General features: G+C 66.9%; 10 protein-coding genes. 4 read left to right on the forward strand and 6 right to left on the reverse strand.

Going from position 1 to position 16,047, the window contains the following annotated elements; genetic code table 11:
- Positions 1-66: 66 nt before the first annotated feature.
- Complete coding sequence (gene hrcA, locus BMX43_RS01620; protein ID WP_091297052.1) at positions 67-1,140, forward strand: heat-inducible transcriptional repressor HrcA; 1,074 nt, start codon at positions 67-69, stop codon at positions 1,138-1,140.
- Between the two features lie 26 nt (positions 1,141-1,166).
- Positions 1,167-1,700 (forward strand): nucleotide exchange factor GrpE, encoded by a 534-nt coding sequence (locus BMX43_RS01625; protein WP_091297055.1) that lies wholly within the window; start codon positions 1,167-1,169, stop codon positions 1,698-1,700.
- A gap of 30 nt (positions 1,701-1,730) precedes the next feature.
- On the opposite strand, the gene mutS is transcribed toward BMX43_RS01625, so the two are convergent.
- On the reverse strand, positions 1,731-4,346 hold the full coding sequence (gene mutS, locus BMX43_RS01630; RefSeq protein ID WP_175482011.1) for a DNA mismatch repair protein MutS: 2,616 nt from the start codon (positions 4,344-4,346) through the stop codon (positions 1,731-1,733).
- Between the two features lie 153 nt (positions 4,347-4,499).
- On the opposite strand from mutS, the gene BMX43_RS01635 reads away from it, so the two are divergent.
- Both BMX43_RS01635 and BMX43_RS01640 read left to right on the forward strand, forming a co-directional pair.
- Positions 4,500-6,755, forward strand: a complete 2,256-nt coding sequence (locus BMX43_RS01635) for an NADP-dependent malic enzyme (RefSeq protein ID WP_091297061.1) — start codon at positions 4,500-4,502, stop codon at positions 6,753-6,755.
- Between the two features lie 15 nt (positions 6,756-6,770).
- Positions 6,771-7,631: a ribokinase gene (locus BMX43_RS01640; RefSeq protein WP_091295812.1), complete on the forward strand. Its 861-nt coding sequence runs from the start codon at positions 6,771-6,773 to the stop codon at positions 7,629-7,631.
- A 9-nt stretch (positions 7,632-7,640) separates the two neighbouring features.
- On the opposite strand, the gene addA is transcribed toward BMX43_RS01640, so the two are convergent.
- From addA to tsaE, 5 genes are read right to left on the reverse strand one after another with little or no spacing between them, the layout of a single operon-like run.
- The gene (gene addA / locus BMX43_RS01645; protein WP_091295815.1) at positions 7,641-10,949 is read right to left on the reverse strand and encodes a double-strand break repair helicase AddA; all 3,309 of its coding nucleotides are present in this window, start codon (positions 10,947-10,949) and stop codon (positions 7,641-7,643) included.
- Positions 10,946-13,873 carry a double-strand break repair protein AddB gene (gene addB, locus BMX43_RS01650; RefSeq protein ID WP_091295819.1) on the reverse strand — a complete coding sequence of 976 codons (2,928 nt, stop codon included), beginning with the start codon at positions 13,871-13,873 and terminating at the stop codon, positions 10,946-10,948. The genes addA and addB overlap by 4 nt, the downstream gene beginning before the upstream one ends.
- The gene (locus BMX43_RS01655; RefSeq protein ID WP_091295823.1) at positions 13,866-14,558 is read right to left on the reverse strand and encodes a nucleotidyltransferase family protein; all 693 of its coding nucleotides are present in this window, start codon (positions 14,556-14,558) and stop codon (positions 13,866-13,868) included. The genes addB and BMX43_RS01655 overlap by 8 nt, the downstream gene beginning before the upstream one ends.
- Entirely contained in the window at positions 14,543-15,550 is a 1,008-nt protein-coding gene (locus BMX43_RS01660; RefSeq protein WP_091295827.1) for an aminoglycoside phosphotransferase family protein, read from the reverse strand. The genes BMX43_RS01655 and BMX43_RS01660 overlap by 16 nt, the downstream gene beginning before the upstream one ends.
- Positions 15,547-16,029 carry a tRNA (adenosine(37)-N6)-threonylcarbamoyltransferase complex ATPase subunit type 1 TsaE gene (gene tsaE, locus BMX43_RS01665; RefSeq protein ID WP_091295831.1) on the reverse strand — a complete coding sequence of 161 codons (483 nt, stop codon included), beginning with the start codon at positions 16,027-16,029 and terminating at the stop codon, positions 15,547-15,549. Before tsaE ends, BMX43_RS01660 begins: the two co-directional genes overlap by 4 nt.
- Positions 16,030-16,047: the final 18 nt, after the last annotated feature.

Below are 16,047 nucleotides of genomic sequence, written 5' to 3' on the forward strand. Positions count from 1 at the left end.
GCAACCCTCATTGACGCTGCCCGGCCGCGCGCCGTAACGTGCTAGGCCGGAACTTGGGTGAACATGATGTCTGACAGGGCGAGACTGCTTGCCGAACTGAACGACCGCTCGCGCGAGGTGTTCCGCCGCGTGGTCGAAGGCTATCTGGTGTCGGGCGATCCCGTGGGGTCGCGCACCTTGACGCGGGATTTCAGCGAGAAGATTTCCGCCGCGACCATCCGCAATGTGATGCAGGATCTGGAATATCTCGGGCTGCTGGACAGCCCGCATGTATCGGCAGGGCGTATCCCGACTCATCTGGGCCTGCGGATGTTTGTCGATGGATTGCTGGAGGTGGGCAGCGTCACGGCGGCAGACCGCGAAATGCTGGATGCCACACTGGGCGGGGATACGCCGGATGTGGCGGCGCTGCTGGATAAAGTCGGGTCGGCACTGTCGGGGATCACCCGCGGTGCCAGTCTGGTGTTGACGCCGAAGCACGAAGAGGCGCCGATCCGCCATATCGAATTCGTCAATCTGGCGCCGCAGCGCGCACTTGTGGTGTTGGTCTTTGCTGATGGCCATGTCGAGAACCGGCTTTTCACCCCACCGCCGGGGCTGACGCCCTCGGCCATGCGTGAGGCGGCGAATTTTCTGAATGCGCTGGCGGGCGGCAAAACGCTGTCGGATCTGCGCGGTTCGGTCCGGGGAGAGATTACACGGCGGCGGCAGGAAATCGATTCGCTGGCGCGCAGTCTGGTGGAAAGCGGTCTGGCGCTGTGGCAGGACGCGGGCGAGCAGAGCGAGCGGCTGATCATCCGCGGTCGGGCCAATCTGCTGGATGATACCGCCGAAGCCGCCGATCTGGATCGCGTGCGCCAGTTGTTCGATGATCTGGAGCGCACGCGCGACATCGCCGATTTCCTGGATCTGACCGAACAGGGCGAAGGGGTGCGTATTTTTATTGGGTCAGAGAACAAACTCTTTTCACTTTCGGGTTCCTCTTTGGTGGTCTCTCCCTATATGAACGCGGATCGAAAGATCATCGGTGCCGTGGGGGTGATCGGGCCGACGCGACTCAATTACGGGCGCGTTGTTCCCATCGTCGATTACACGGCGCAACTCGTCGGGCGGATGGTTGCCGACCGGGGGGTGGGATGAGCAGACAGAGGATCGAGGAAGAAGATATGGCGCAGGATCAGGCAGGGTCGAACGATCTCAAGCTGGAAGAATTCGAGGAATTCATCGAGGCGGGCGAGCTGGAGGCGCTGCGCGCCGAACGCGACGAGATGCGCGACAAGTTCATGCGTGCGCTGGCCGATGCCGAAAACGCCCGCAAACGCGGTGAACGCGACCGGCGCGAGGCCGAGCAGTTTGGTGGCTCACGTCTGGCCCGCGACATGCTGCCGGTCTATGACAACCTGCGCCGCGCACTGAATGTGGTGACGGATGAAAACCGCGCGCAGTCGCCCGCGCTGATCGAAGGCATCGAACTGACGCTGCGCGAGTTGCTGTCGGTGCTGACCAAGCACGGCGTGACCCCGATCATGCCCGAGATTGGCGATACTTTCGATCCGCAGCAGCATCAGGCGATGTTCGAGGCGCCGGTGCCCGGCACCAAGGCGGGGCAGATCATTCAGGTGATGACCGAAGGCTTCTTGCTGCATGACCGCCTGCTGCGCCCGGCGCAGGTCGGCGTGTCGTCCAACACGCAGGGCTGAGCCCCATATTCCATGACGCGCAGGCGCTGGCTATTCCGCCAGCGCCTGTTTCATTTCATAGATCAGCTTCAGCGCCTGCATCGGGGTCAACTCGTCCGGCTGAATGTCGCGCAGCCGGGCTTCCACGGCTGAGGGTTTTGTTACCACCTTTGACGGGGCAGGGGGTGCGGCGCGGAACAGCGGCAGATCGTCGATCAGTGCCTTCTGCCGGGTGCCCTGCCGCTCGCCCGCCTCCAGCGCTTCCAGCACCACCTTGGCGCGGTCAATCACTGCGGGGGGCAGGCCAGCCAGTCGGGCCACCTGCACGCCATAGCTGCGGTCTGCGGCGCCCTTCTTCACCTCGTGCAGGAAGATCACCTCGCCTTCCCACTCCTTCACCGTGACGGTGGCGTTCTCGACCCCCGGCAGCTTGCCCGCCAGCGCGGTCATTTCGTGGTAATGGGTGGCGAACAGCGCGCGGCAGCGGTTGGCGTCGTGCAGGTGCTCCAGCGTGGCCCAGGCGATCGACAGCCCGTCATAGGTCGCCGTGCCGCGCCCGATTTCATCCAGGATCACCAGCGCCCGGTCGTCGGCCTGATTGAGGATCGCGGCCGTCTCCACCATCTCTACCATGAAGGTGGATCGCCCGCGCGCCAGATCGTCGGAGGCGCCGACACGGCTGAACAACTGGCTGACCAGCCCGATATGCGCCGCGCGGGCAGGCACGAAGGCACCGGCCTGGGCCAGCAGGGCGATCAGCGCATTCTGCCGCAGGAAGGTGGATTTACCGGCCATGTTCGGCCCGGTCAGCAACCAGATCGCCGGGGTGCGTTCATCGGTCAGTGCGCAGTCATTGGCGACGAAAGGCCCGGCGCCCTGCCGTCGCAGGGCACGCTCCACCACCGGGTGGCGTCCCTGTTCCACATGAAACGCATGGCTGGCATCGACGTGCGGGCGTGCCCAGTCTTCGGCCACCGCCAGATCGGCAAAGCCCGCCGCCACGTCCAGTTCCGCCAGCCCCTGCGCCGCGACGCCAATCCGCCCGGCTTCGGCCAGCACCGCCGCGCGCAGATCGGCGAAGTGGCGCTTTTCCAGTTCCAGCGCGTGGTTGCCGGCGTTGAGGATCTTCGTCTCGATCTCGCTCAACGGTACGGTGGTGAAGCGCACCTGGTTGGCGGTGGTCTGGCGGTGGATGAAGGTTTCGTTCAGCGGCGGCGCCAGCATCCGCTCGGCATGGGTCGAGGTGGTTTCGATGAAATATCCCAACACATTATTATGTTTGATCTTCAGGCTCTGGATGCCGGTTTGTGAAATGTAATCGGCCTGCATGGCAGCGATCACGCCACGGCCTTCGTCGCGCAAGCGGCGTGTGGCGTCCAATTCGGCGTCAAACCCTGCCGCGATGAAGCCGCCATCGCGGGCCAGAAGCGGCGGTTCTTCGACAAGTGATTGATAAAGATAGGAAATAATTTGATCATGCCCGCGCAGCCCCAAGGCGGCATCGGTCAGCAATCCGGGTTCCAGCCCCGACATCAGATCGGCAATCAATGCCGCTTGCGACAGGCCGGAACGGATCGCGGCAAGGTCGCGCGGGCCGCCACGGTCCAGCGCAAGGCGGGACAGCGCGCGGTCCATGTCGGGCACGCGGCGCAGCGCCTCGCGCAGATCGTCGCGCAGGCGGGCGCGGTCCACCAGCAGGTCCACCGCATCCAGCCGCGCCGCGATCACCGACAGATCGCGCGAGGGTGCGGCGAGGCGCCGTTCCAGCAACCGCGCCCCGCCCGCCGTCGCCGTGCGGTCCACCGCATCCAGCAGCGAACCGGCCCGCCCACCCGACAGGGCCGCAGTGATTTCCAGATTGCGCCGGGTTGCCGCGTCGATCTGCATGGCGCCCCCCAGTGCCTCACGCAGCGGCGGGCGCAGCAGCGGCAGCTTACCGCGCTGGGTCAGCTCCAGATAATCCACCAGCGCGCCCATCGCGGCCAGTTCGGCGCGGCCAAAGCTGCCAAACGCCTCCAGCGTGCCCACCTGCCACAAGGCGCAAAGCCGCTTCTCGGCGCCGGCACTGTCAAAGCTCGCCCGCGACAGCGAGGTGATCGCGGCCCCCAGATCGCGGATCAGCCCGTCAAGCTCGGCCTCTGCGGTTTCAGAAACCAGCACTTCGCGCGGGGCGAGGCGGGCCAGTTCGGGCGACAGGCGCGGGCGGGGGCAGGGCATCACCCGCAACTCGCCGGTGGAAATATCGGTCCAGGCCAGCGCACCCTCGTCGCGCACCTCGGCAAAGGCGCAAAGGTAGTTGTGGCGCCGTGCCTCCAGCAGGCTGTCTTCGGTCAGGGTGCCGGGGGTGACCAGCCGCACCACATCGCGCCGCACCACCGATTTTGAGCCGCGCTTCTTCGCCTCGGCCGGGTCTTCCATCTGTTCGGCAATTGCCACGCGAAAGCCTTTGCGGATCAGCGCCAGCAGATGCCCTTCGGCCGCGACAACCGGCACGCCGCACATGGCGATGTCTTCGCCCAGATGCTTGCCGCGTTTGGTCAGCGCGATGTCCAGCGCCTCGGATGCGGCGACGGCATCGGCGAAAAACATCTCGTAGAAATCGCCCATCCGGTAGAACAGGATCGCATCGGCATACTGCGCCTTGATCTCCAGATACTGCGCCATCATCGGCGTGACGGTTTCTTCGGTCACCAACTGTCCTCCTGTGAACCCTGCGACCCTACAAAACCGCTTTGACCGCGAAAAGCGCCAAGTGCGTCGTTGGCAGGCGAGAGTGGGGGCGCTATGACGGCTGCAAATTCAATGCAGGATGGCCCCCTGATGACCAAGAACAAGATCACCCCGGAAGAAGCGCTCGCCTATCACCTGGAGCCGAAACCGGGCAAATACGAGATCGTTGCCACCACGCCGATGGCCACGCAGCGCGACCTGTCGCTGGCCTACAGCCCCGGCGTGGCCGTGCCGGTGCAGGCGATCGCCGACCGGCCCGAAACCGCCTATGACTATACCGTCAAGGGCAACATGGTGGCGGTGATTTCCAACGGGACTGCCATTCTGGGCATGGGCAATCTGGGGGCGCTGGCGTCCAAGCCGGTGATGGAAGGCAAGGCGGTGCTGTTCAAGCGCTTTGCCGATGTGAATGCCATCGACATCGAACTGGATACCGAAGACCCGGAGGAGATCATCAAGGCGGTGTCCCTGATGGGGCCGACCTTTGGCGGCATCAACCTTGAAGACATCAAGGCGCCGGAATGTTTCATCATCGAACAGCGGCTGAAAGAGATGATGGACATCCCGGTGTTCCATGACGACCAGCATGGCACGGCGGTGATTTGTGCCGCCGGTCTGCTGAACGCGCTGGAGATCAGCGGCAAGAAGATCGAAGATTGCCGCATCGTGCTGAATGGGGCCGGGGCGGCGGGGATTGCCTGTCTGGAACTGCTGAAGGCCATGGGCGCGCGGCATGACAATTGCATCATGTGCGACACCAAGGGTGTGATCTATCAGGGCCGCACCGAGGGCATGAACCAGTGGAAATCGGCCCATGCCGCGCGCACCGATGCGCGCACGCTGGAAGATGCGATGATGGGCGCCGATGTGTTCCTTGGTGTGTCGGCCAAGGGCGCGGTGACGCCTGAAATGGTGGCCTCGATGGCCGAAAACCCGGTCATCTTTGCCATGGCCAACCCCGACCCGGAAATCACCCCCGAGGAAGCCCACGCCGTGCGCGCCGATGCCATCGTGGCCACCGGGCGGTCGGACTATCCGAACCAGGTGAACAACGTGCTGGGCTTCCCCTATCTGTTTCGGGGCGCGTTGGACATCCACGCCCGCGCGATCAATGACGAAATGAAGATCGCCTGCGCCCGCGCGCTGGCCGCGCTGGCGCGCGAAGATGTGCCGGACGAAGTGGCGATGGCCTATGGCCGCAAGCTCAGCTTCGGGCGCGATTACATCATCCCCACGCCCTTCGACCCGCGTCTGATCTATGTGATCCCGCCTGCGGTCGCCAAGGCCGGCATGGATACCGGCGTCGCCCGCCGCCCGATCATTGACCTGAAGGCCTATGAGTTGAGCCTCAAGTCGCGGATGGACCCGACGGCCTCGATCCTGCAGGGCGTTCATGCCCGGGCGCGGCAGGCGCAGGCGCGGATGATCTTTGCCGAGGGCGATGACCCGCGCGTGCTGCGTGCGGCTGTGGCCTATCAGCGTGCCGGGCTGGGCAAGGCACTGGTGGTCGGGCGCGAACAGGACGTGCGCGAAAAGCTGGATGCGGCGGGCCTGCATGATGCCGTGCGCGAGCTGGAAATCGTGAACGCCGCCAATTCCCGCCACCTCGATACCTACAAGGATTTCCTCTATAACCGCCTGCAACGCCAAGGGTTTGACCGGCACGACATCCACCGCCTTGCGGCGCGGGACCGGCACGTTTTCTCGGCGCTGATGCTGGCCCATGGGCATGGCGACGGGCTTGTTACTGGCGCCACGCGCAAATCGGCGCATGTGCTGAGCCTGATCAACCATGTGTTCGATGCCACGGCGGCAGATGGGGCCGTGGGGATCACGGCGCTGCTGCACAAGGGGCGGATCGTGCTGATGGGCGATACGCTGGTGCAGGAATGGCCGGAACCGGAAGATCTGGCCAATATCGCTGTGCGCGCCGCTGCCGTTGCCCGTGGGCTGGGGCTGGAGCCGCGCGTGGCTTTCGTCAGCTTCTCGACCTTCGGCTATCCGGTGTCGGAACGCGCCACCAAGATGCACGAGGCGCCCAAGGTGCTGGACCGCATGAAGGTGGATTTTGAGTATGAGGGCGAAATGACGGTGGATGTGGCGCTGAACCCGACGGCGATGGCGGGTTATCCGTTCTGTCGCCTGTCGGGCCCGGCCAATATTCTGGTCGTTCCGGCGCGACATTCGGCCTCGATCTCGGTCAAGCTGATGCAGGAAATGGCAGGGGCAACGGTGATCGGCCCGATTCTGACCGGCGTGAAGAAACCGATCCAGATCTGTTCCAGCAATTCCACGGTGAACGACATTCTGAACATGGCGGCGCTGGCTGCCTGCAAAATCGGCTGAAACGGAGGGGGCGGCATGGCGATCTACAATCTCGGCTCGATCAATATCGACCATGTGTATCGCGTGCCGCATCTGCCAGCGGCGGGGGAAACCCTCTCGGCGCTGGGTTATGCGCAGGGTCTGGGCGGGAAGGGGGCGAACCAGTCGGTCGCCGCCGCCCGCGCCGGGGCCTGCGTGTACCATATCGGCGCGGTGGGACCGGGCAGCGACGGGGTGCTGGCCGAACTGGCGGGATATGGTGTCGATCTGCGGCATGTCGCGGTGGGGGTGGAGCCGACCGGGCATGCGATCATCAATGTCGATCCGGCGGCGGAAAACAGCATCGTCATCTATCCCGGCGCCAATCGGGTTCTGAGCGGTGACATGGCGGGCGCGGCGCTGGCCGGGGCCCGGGCGGGCGATACGCTGCTGGTGCAGAATGAAACCTCGGCGCAGGTCGAGGCGGCGGCCTTGGCAGCGGCGCGGGGGATGCGGGTGATCTATTCCGCCGCCCCGTTTGAAATTGCCGCCGTGCGTGCGGTGTTGCCGCAGGTCTCGCTGCTGGTGATGAACGAGGGGGAGGCGGCGCAACTGCGTGCTGCTGAAGGCACGCTGCCGCCGCTGGATTGCCTGATCACCAAGGGCGCGCAGGGGGCGGAGTGGCTTTCGGCAGGGGCCGAGCCGCTGTTCATGCCCGCGTTCAAGGTGACCCCGGTTGATACCACCGGCGCGGGCGATACGTTCATCGGCACGCTGGCGGCAGCGCTGGATCTTGGCCTGCCGCGCGAGGCCGCGATGCGCCGCGCCGCCGCCGCCTCGGCGCTTCAGGTGACGCGGCAGGGGGCGGCGCAGGCGATCCCCACGGCGGCTGAAGTGGACGCATTTCTGCAGCGTTAGAGACTGTTTTCAACCCACCGGCATCAAGGTCGCGGTCTTCGTCCAGAGGATCGCGGTTTCCACCTTTCGCCCCGGATAGATCTGCTGCAAGGCCGCGCGATAGGCGGCCATCTGGCGCCGCAGCCCTTCGGGCACATCCTCGGGGCGGCTGGGGACAAGGGCGTTGGATTTGTAATCCACCGCCAGAACGCGATCCTCGCGGACGATCAGCCGGTCAATCGCGCCCGATAGCGGTTGGTTGTCATGGCTGGCGGTGATCGCCACCTCTGCCAGCGCATCCGGCGTGAACAGCGCGGCCAGTTCGGGCGCGCGGATCACCCGTTCTGCCTCGGCCAACAAAGCCGGGCGCTGGGCATCGTCGGGGATCAGCGAGGTGGCCAGGGCGGGCCAATGCGTGGGATCATAGGCGGGCAGATGCTCCAGCAGGGCGTGCAGCCAGGTGCCGCGCTGCAGGGCACCTGCGCTTTCGCCCTCATGGTCGCCGGGCAGCACCTTGGCGCCGCCAAGATCCGATGGTTTGATCGGCTGCGGCGGGCGCGGCGCTTCGGGCGCCGGGCGGCGCAGCCAGTCGGGCAGGGGCGGATTGCCCTCGATTTCAGCACTATCAGAGACGGTTTCACCGCTCGGCCAATCGCCAAAGCCCAGCACAAGCCGCCCCTCCAGCCCGGCCTCTGCCCCGGCCCGTTCGGCCCCGGCGCGGATCAGGTCATACCAGGCGGGCAGGCGATCCTCGTTTTTTTTGTCGGATTGCGAGCCAAGCGGGCCTGCCGCCGCCACGATCAGCCAGCTTTGTGCCCGCGTCATCGCCACATAGAGCAGCCGCATGCTTTCGGCCCGCACTTTCTCGCGCCGTTCGCGACGGATCGCGGCGATGGCGGGCGGGCTGTCGGCGGTGGGCGTGCGCCAGATCGCGGTTTCGCCCATGCGGAACAGCTCGTCCCGGTCCGGCGCTGTGTAATCGGCGGTGTCGGGCAGGATGACGATCGGCGCTTCCAACCCCTTGGAGCCATGCACCGTCATCACCCGGATCTTCTGGCCCGCGCTGTCCATCTGCCGCTTCACCTGCACCTCGTCGGTTTGCAGCCAGGTGAGAAAGCCGGTCAGGCTGGGCACATCGTTGCGCTCGTAAGCCAGCGCCTGCGACAGCAACTCGTCGATCCCGTCCTCGGCCTCGGCGCCCAGACGGGCCAGCAGACGGCGGCGGCCATCATGGCGGGTCAGCGCGCGTTCGATCAGATCGAAGGGGCGCAGGTAATCGGCCTGATCGCGCAGATCTTGCAGGATGGTCAGGGTGTCCGACGGGCCGCTATCGCGCAGCGCGGCCCAGAGATAGCCCTTGCGGGGCTGTGCCAGCGCGTAAAGCTGCGCCTCGCTCCACCCGAACAGCGGCGAGCGCAACAGTTCGGCCAGCGCCAGATCGTCTTCGGGCGTGGCGAGAAAGGCCAGCAGGGCAGTGATGTCCTTCACCGCCATTTCGCCGCCCAGATGCAGCCGGTCTGCCCCGGCAATCGGCAAGCGGGCGGCTTTGCAGGCGCGGATGATTTCGGAAAACAAGGGCGAGCGGCGGCGCACGAGGATCAGGAAATCCCCTGCATGAACCGGGCGTGGCCCCGTTTCGCCGGGGATCAGCGTGCCAGCCTCAAGGATCTGCTTGATCCGGGCAGCCACGCGGCGGCCCAGTTCGGCGGCGTGGTGTTCGCCGGTGATCAGGTCAACCGGGTCTGTCCAATCCTCGTCCTCGGGGTTGGCCGAGGCGGCGATGGGCGGCCAGATTTCCACCCGGCCCGGCATCGCCTCGCGGAAGGCGATGTGATGCGAGGCGCCGCCGAGATCGGGGTGCAGATGCGGCGGGAAGGTTTCATCGACCAGCCGCAGGATCGCGGGCGAGGAGCGGAACGAGTGTTCCAGTTCCAGCGTCTGGAATGGCGCCTCGATGGCCGAAAGCCGGTCGCGGAACACTGCGCGCATCTTGGCGAAGGCGGAGACATCGGCGCCCTGAAACGAATAGATCGACTGTTTCTGATCGCCGACGACGAAGATCGTCCGCTCCACCTCGCGCGCGCCGGCGCCCGAGGTGAATTCCTGCGCCAGCAGTTCGATCACCCGCCACTGGTCGGGCGAGGTGTCCTGCGCCTCGTCCACCAGAATATGGTCGATGCCGCCATCCAGCCGGAACAGCACCCATTGCGCCACGGCGGGATCGGTCAGCAGGGCCTTGGCGCGGGCGATCAGATCGTCGAAATCCAGCGCGCCGCGCAGCATTTTGCGCTGGGTGTACAGCGGCAGGAAGGCGGCGGCGAACGCGTGCAGGGCGGCACTGCGTTCGGCGGCGATCAGGCCAAGGCGCAGCGGACGGGCGGCCTCGACCCGCAGCCCAAGCGCATCGACCCGGTCTTGCAGCAGGGCGAGTTTCGGGGCGGTGGCCTTGGTTGCCAGCGCGGCGCCCTTGGCAGTGTAGCTTTTACCCTCGACCTTCGATTCCCCGAACAGCAGCACGCCTTCCAATGCGGCGAGGGTGGCCAGCGACGGGGCATCCAGCGTGACAGAGGCCATCTTTTGCCCGGCCTTGGCGTCATTGGTCGATCCGCCCAGCAGGATCGCGGCGGTTTCGGCCAGAAGCTCGGCCTCGCCGCCCAGCAGAACCTGCGCGATCAGGGCATCGCGGGTCAGCATCTCGGGCACGCCGAACAGGGCGCGGCAGGCGGCCGGGGACAGCGGCGGCGTCAGCGCGGCGGATTGGCGGGCGATTTCGGCGGTCAACTGGCCGAAATCCTCGCCGGTATAAAGCTGCGCCAGTGCGGCCACGGCCCCGGGGGCCTGACGTTCGGCCATTTCCTCGACGATTTCCTCGCGCAGCAGTTTTGCGGCACGGTCGTCCATTTCGGTGAACTGCGGTGAAACCCCGGCTTCCAGCGGAAAGCGGCGCAGCAGGCTGGCGCAGAAGCTGTGAATCGTCTGGATGCGCAACCCGCCCGGGGTTTCAATCGCGCGGGCGAACAGGCGGCGGGCATCGGCCAGCGTTTCACGGGAAACCCCGCCCTCGATGCCCAGATCCGCCAGCGCGGCGCCCAGATCGGCGTCGGGTTTCATCGCCCATTCGCCCAGACGGCGGAACAGGCGGTTCTGCATCTCGGACGCCGCCGCCTTGGTATAGGTCAGGCACAGGATGCGCGCGGGTTCCACCCCGGCCAGCAACAGCCGCGCCACCCGGTCGGTCAGCACGCGGGTCTTGCCCGAACCGGCATTGGCGGCCAGCCAGGTGGAGGCGCGGGGATGCGCGGCCTGCACCTGCCGTTCGCTGGCGGCGTTGCGGGTCATGCCACATCCTCCGGGTTGGCGCGGTCGGTCATTTCCCATTCGCCAAAGCGGGCGAGGTGGTCGTAATCGCCGGGAAAGCGGCTTTCAAACATGGCGCGGCGGGCGGTGTAGCCGGTCTCAACGCTCAGATAGCGGGTGATCAGGCGGTGCAGATCCTCCCACACCTTGCCGGTGATCGCGGGGGTGATATCGGTCGCCACGATCTTGGGGGTGGAGCCGAGGCCGACATAGCTGATCCGCGCCACATCGGCCAGGCCAAGCTGCTTGAACCCGCCGCGTTCGGCCATGGCTGCGGCGAGCAGAAGCTGTTTGTCGAACTGTTGCTGCTGCTTTTCGGTGGGCGGGGTGCCGGTCTTGTAATCGAGGATATGCAGGCTGCCATCGGGCAGCAGGTCGATCCGGTCGGGCGTGCCGTAAAGCGCGAAATCCAGCGGGGCGAGCGTCACGCGACCGGTTTCCTCGATCCCCACGGGGGTGCCGCCGTCGATTCCGTCATGGTCCAGAAAGAAATCTGCCGCCCGATCCAGCCGCGAGAGCCAAAGGGCGCGGGCGGCGGGCCAAGGCACCTCGGCGCCCAGCACCGCCTCGGCAATGGCGATCAGCCGGGCGCGGGCTTCGGGGCGCGTTTCGGGGCGGCGGGTTTTCACGAAGGTTTCCAAGATGCTGTGCAGGATCGAGCCGCGCAGCCGCGCATCCGGGCTGCGATGCAGCGGATCGAGCTTTTTCAGCCGCAGGATATAGCGGGCATAGATGGCATAGGGGTCGCGGATCAGCGTGGCGACGCGGGTCAGCGCCAGTTCGCGCGGGCGATGCGCCACCGGCGGGCGTGGTGCCGGGCGGGGGGCAGAGGCGGTGCTGGCCTCGGGCCGTTCCAGCGCGTCGGCAAGGGCCAGCCAGTGCTGGCCCCGTGCGCGCATCTGTGCCAGCGCCGCCGGGCCACCCTTGGCGGTCAACCCGCCCAGCAGGTTGGTCAGCCGGTTGAGCCAACGCGAGGGCACGGTTTCCGCCTCGGCATCGCGGTGGGCGCGGGTCAAAACCACCTGCGGCGCACCGATGGCCTGTTGATAGTCATGTGCGGCCAGACCGATGCGGCGTTCAGGCAGCAAGAGCCCGGCATCCTTGCGCATCTTTCGGTTCAGCCAAGGATCGGGCGGCGGCAGTTGCGGCCAGATCCCATCATTCAGCCCGCCCAGGATCACCAGTTCAGCGCCCTGCACCCGCGCCTCCAGCGTGCCCCAGATCATCAGATGCGGATGGCCCAGAACCTCGTCCCGCACCTCGCCCTTGTTCAGGATCGCCTCGAACAGGTTGCGGTAATCCTGCACGGCCAGCGTGCCGCCCGCCTCTGCCTCGGCGGCCAGATCGGTGACGGCGCCGAGTGCCGCGATCCCGGCCGGTTTCAGCCAAAGTTCGCCGCTGCCCTCGCCCCATGGGCCGCGTGCCAAGGCTTCGGTGACGGCAAGGTGGTGGCGCAGATGGTCGGCCAGCGGGCGCGGGCCGAGCGTATCCAGCCCGGCCAGCGTGGCGATGATCCATTCCACCCATGGGCGCGCGGTCTGTTCCTTGCGGCTGTCGGCCCAGATGCGCAGGGCATCAGGTTCGGGGAAGGGCGGGCCGTATTTGCGCAGCTTCAGTTCCAGATCGCGCGTCAGGTTCAGATGCGGGCCACGGTCCGCAGCGGTGGCGACCAAGGGGTGTTTGAGCAGGGTCAGCAGCGCCTCGGCGGTCAGCCGCTGCCCCATCAGCCGCGCGACATGCCGCAACAGCCGCCCCGGCGCCGAAAGCGCCAGCGGCTTGCCGGCGGAATCGTCGGGCAGGATGCCCCAGCGATCCAGCGCCGCCGTGACCTGCCGGGTCAGCCCGCGATCTGGCGTGATCAGCGCGGCGGTGGTGCCCCGCTCTGCCGCGTCGCGCAGGATCAGCGCGATGGCCAGCGCCTCGTCGCGCGGGCTTTCGGCCTCGATCAGCGTCATGGCCTTTGTCGCTTCGGCCAGATCGTCCAGCCGCTGGCCTTCGGTCAGCCATTGATCCGTCACCGGCGCGGGGCGCAGCGACAGGGATACCAGCCGGTTGCGTGCCGGGCAGGGGCCGGGGGCATCTGTCCATCTGTCGATGTCGGTGGGCACGCGGCCCAGCACATCCATCAGGCGGCGAAAGCGGTACTGCGGATGATCCTCGGCGGTCATCGCATCGCCCATCGTGTCCCAGATCGGGGCGGGCAGATCGAAGTCATAGCCGGGCAGCACCAGCGCCCCCTGCGGCAGCGCCGCCACTGCCTGCATGAAGCGCAGCGTCGTGCCGCGCGAGGCGGTGGAGCCTGCCACGATCACCGGACCCTGCGGCGGATCATTGGCCCAGCGGGTCGCCAGCGCCTCGACCACACGGCGTTGCCGGGCCTCGGGGTCGGGGGCTTCATCGGTGCCGAAGAACGGGCGCACGATCTGCATGAAGCTTTGCGTCCGTGTCCAATGCGCCGAATGGTTGGAGACATCAAGCGCCGAGACCGTTTCGGGCGCAACGCCTTCGCCCTGCATCTCGTCCATCAGTGTGGCGAGGCTGTCGGCCAGATCGTAAAGCGCGGTGCGCGGTGCCAGATCGGGCTGGGCCTCCAGCAGGCGCGATACCAGTTGTGTCAGCTCCAACCTGCGGCGCAGCGGCGGGATGGCGGCGGGGATGCCTTCGATTGCCGCCTCTAGCCCCAGATCGGTGACGAGGCGGATGCGTGGCAGCAGCGTGGCGCCTTGCGCCAGAAACAGATCGGTGATGCGGCGGCGCATCCGCTGGGTGTTCACGAAAAGCTGCACCCGCGCCATGGCCTCGGGCGGGTGCCCGGCAAGGCGAAGGCGCAGCCCGCGCACCAGTTCTGCCGGAAAATCGGCGCCGGGTGGCAGGGCGAACAGGCGGGGGGGGCCGGTGTCAAACATGGTTGGCCAGCAGGGCTTCGGCCTCGGCAATGCCTTCGGGGCGGCCCACATCGCACCAGCCGCCATTGTGGACGATACCGAAGGCGCGGCCTTCGGCAATCGCCAGATCCCAGATCCGGTTCAAAGAGAACACTTGTTCGGAAATATCGTGCAACCGTTCGGTTTTCAGGATCTGCGCCCCCAGATAAGCCAGACCGGGGGCGCCCTTGGCGCGGGTGATCCGCCCTTGCGCATCCAGCAGAAAGTCGCCCGCACCGCGATAGCCGGTCGCCTGTGTCGCAGGCAGCAGCAGCAGTAGCGCGTCCATCTGCGCCGGGTTCCAGGCGGCGGCGAGCTGGGCCAGCGCATTGTCGCCCGTCCACACGGCATCGGTGTTCAGGGTGAACACCGGCCCGTCGCCCAGCAGCGGCAGCGCCCGGCGTAGCCCGCCGCCGGTTTCCAGAATCTCGCCACTTTCATCCGACAGCAGGATGTCGGGGCTGGCGCGCAGATGGGCGCGCATCTGGTCGGGCAGGTAATGCACATTCGCCACGATGCGGCTCAGCGGCACGCCGCGCGCCTGATCCAGCGCATGGTCGATCAGCGCCCGGCCTGCCACCTCGATCAGCGGTTTCGGGCGGCTGGCGGTCAGCGCGCCCATCCGGGTGCCGAGACCGGCCGCGAACAGCATCAGGGCGTGGGGCATTGTGCGGCGATCCTTGCAAGGCGGTCCGGGGTGGGGGGCGGAAGCAGATCGGCGCAGAGCGTGGCCAGCGGTGCCAGTGCCGGATGCGCCAGATTGCGCTGCAACTGGCCCCAGACACGCGGCATCAGCCGCAGATAGCCGGGCTTGCCCGCATGGATGCAGAGCCGCGCAAAAATGCCAAGGATGCGCAAGGCGCGCTGGGCGCCAAGCGCGGCATAGCTGGCGGCAAAGGCCGCGTCGGTTGTGCCGTTTGCGTCGCGGAAGCGGGAGCAGATCGCGGCCTCAATCTGGGCCGAGACATCGCGGCGCGCATCCTGCAGCAGCGATACGAGATCGTAGGCGGGTTGCCCCATCTGCGCCAGTTGGAAATCCAGCAGACCCACCCGCGCAAGGCCCGCCCGTTCAGGCAGCCAAAGCAGGTTTTCGGCGTGATAGTCGCGCAGGATCATCACGCGCGGGCCATCGGCATGGCGGGCAAGGCAATCGGTCAGGCAGGCGATAAAGGGGGTAGTCTCCACCCGCTCGCCGGTGATGCTCCAGCGATACCAATCCAGCGCAAAGGCGGCGGCCTCGGCCCAGTCTGCGGCCTGCAGATCGGGCAGGGCGGGCGGCGGCGGGGCGGCTTGCAGGCGCAGCAGCACATCGGCGGCGGCCTGATACAGCGGCAGTTCCTGCGCGGGGTCGGCGTCGATCACCCGTGCATAGACCGCGTCGCCCAGATCCTCCAGCAGCAGAAAGCCGTTGGGCAGATCGCGCGCAAGGATCGCCGGGGCAGACAGGCCGAGGCCGCGCAGATGGTCGGCAATGGCGATGAAATCGGCGGGGTCGTCGCCTTTTCCGGGCGGGGCATCCATCAGAACAGCGGTTTCATCGCCCCGGTGCAGGCGGTCATAGCTGCGATCCGAGGCGTCGCCCGACAGGAAGGCGCGCGCAGCGCTGCCCCAGCCCGCGTGGGTGAGGAAGGCCTGCGACAGGTCTTTGCGCATGGTCATGCGGGCACCTGCCAATCGTGGGCCAGCGCAGTCCGCAGGTCGGGGTGGTGGGGGGCCATGACGCGGGCGCGGCGGCCTTCCCCTTCGGGGGTCAGTGCCAGATGGATGGCGTCGGGTGGCGTCAGATCGCCAAGCCGGTCGGGCCATTCGACAAGGCAGATCGCGTTTCGAAAGGCGGCCTCCAACCCCAGTTCAATCACCTCGTCGGGGTGGCCAAGGCGGTAAAGATCGGCGTGCCACAGATCGCCCGCCGGGTCTTCATAGGTTTGCACCAGCGTGAAGGTGGGCGAGGGCACCTCGACTGCCGCACCCAGCCGTGCCCGGATCAGGGCGCGGGCGAGGTGGGTCTTGCCCGCGCCAATCGGGCCGGACAGCAACACGGTGCTGCCGGGGCCCAGCCGCGCGGCCAGCCACTGGCCCAGCCGTTCGGTGGCGGCATCATCGGGCAGAAAGAACGAGATCGGGGCGGGGGCTTCCATGGCCGCAGTTTTACCGCC

The sequence above is a fragment of the Gemmobacter aquatilis genome, assembly GCF_900110025.1.
In the GTDB taxonomy this organism is placed as follows: Bacteria; Pseudomonadota; Alphaproteobacteria; order Rhodobacterales; family Rhodobacteraceae; genus Gemmobacter; species Gemmobacter aquatilis.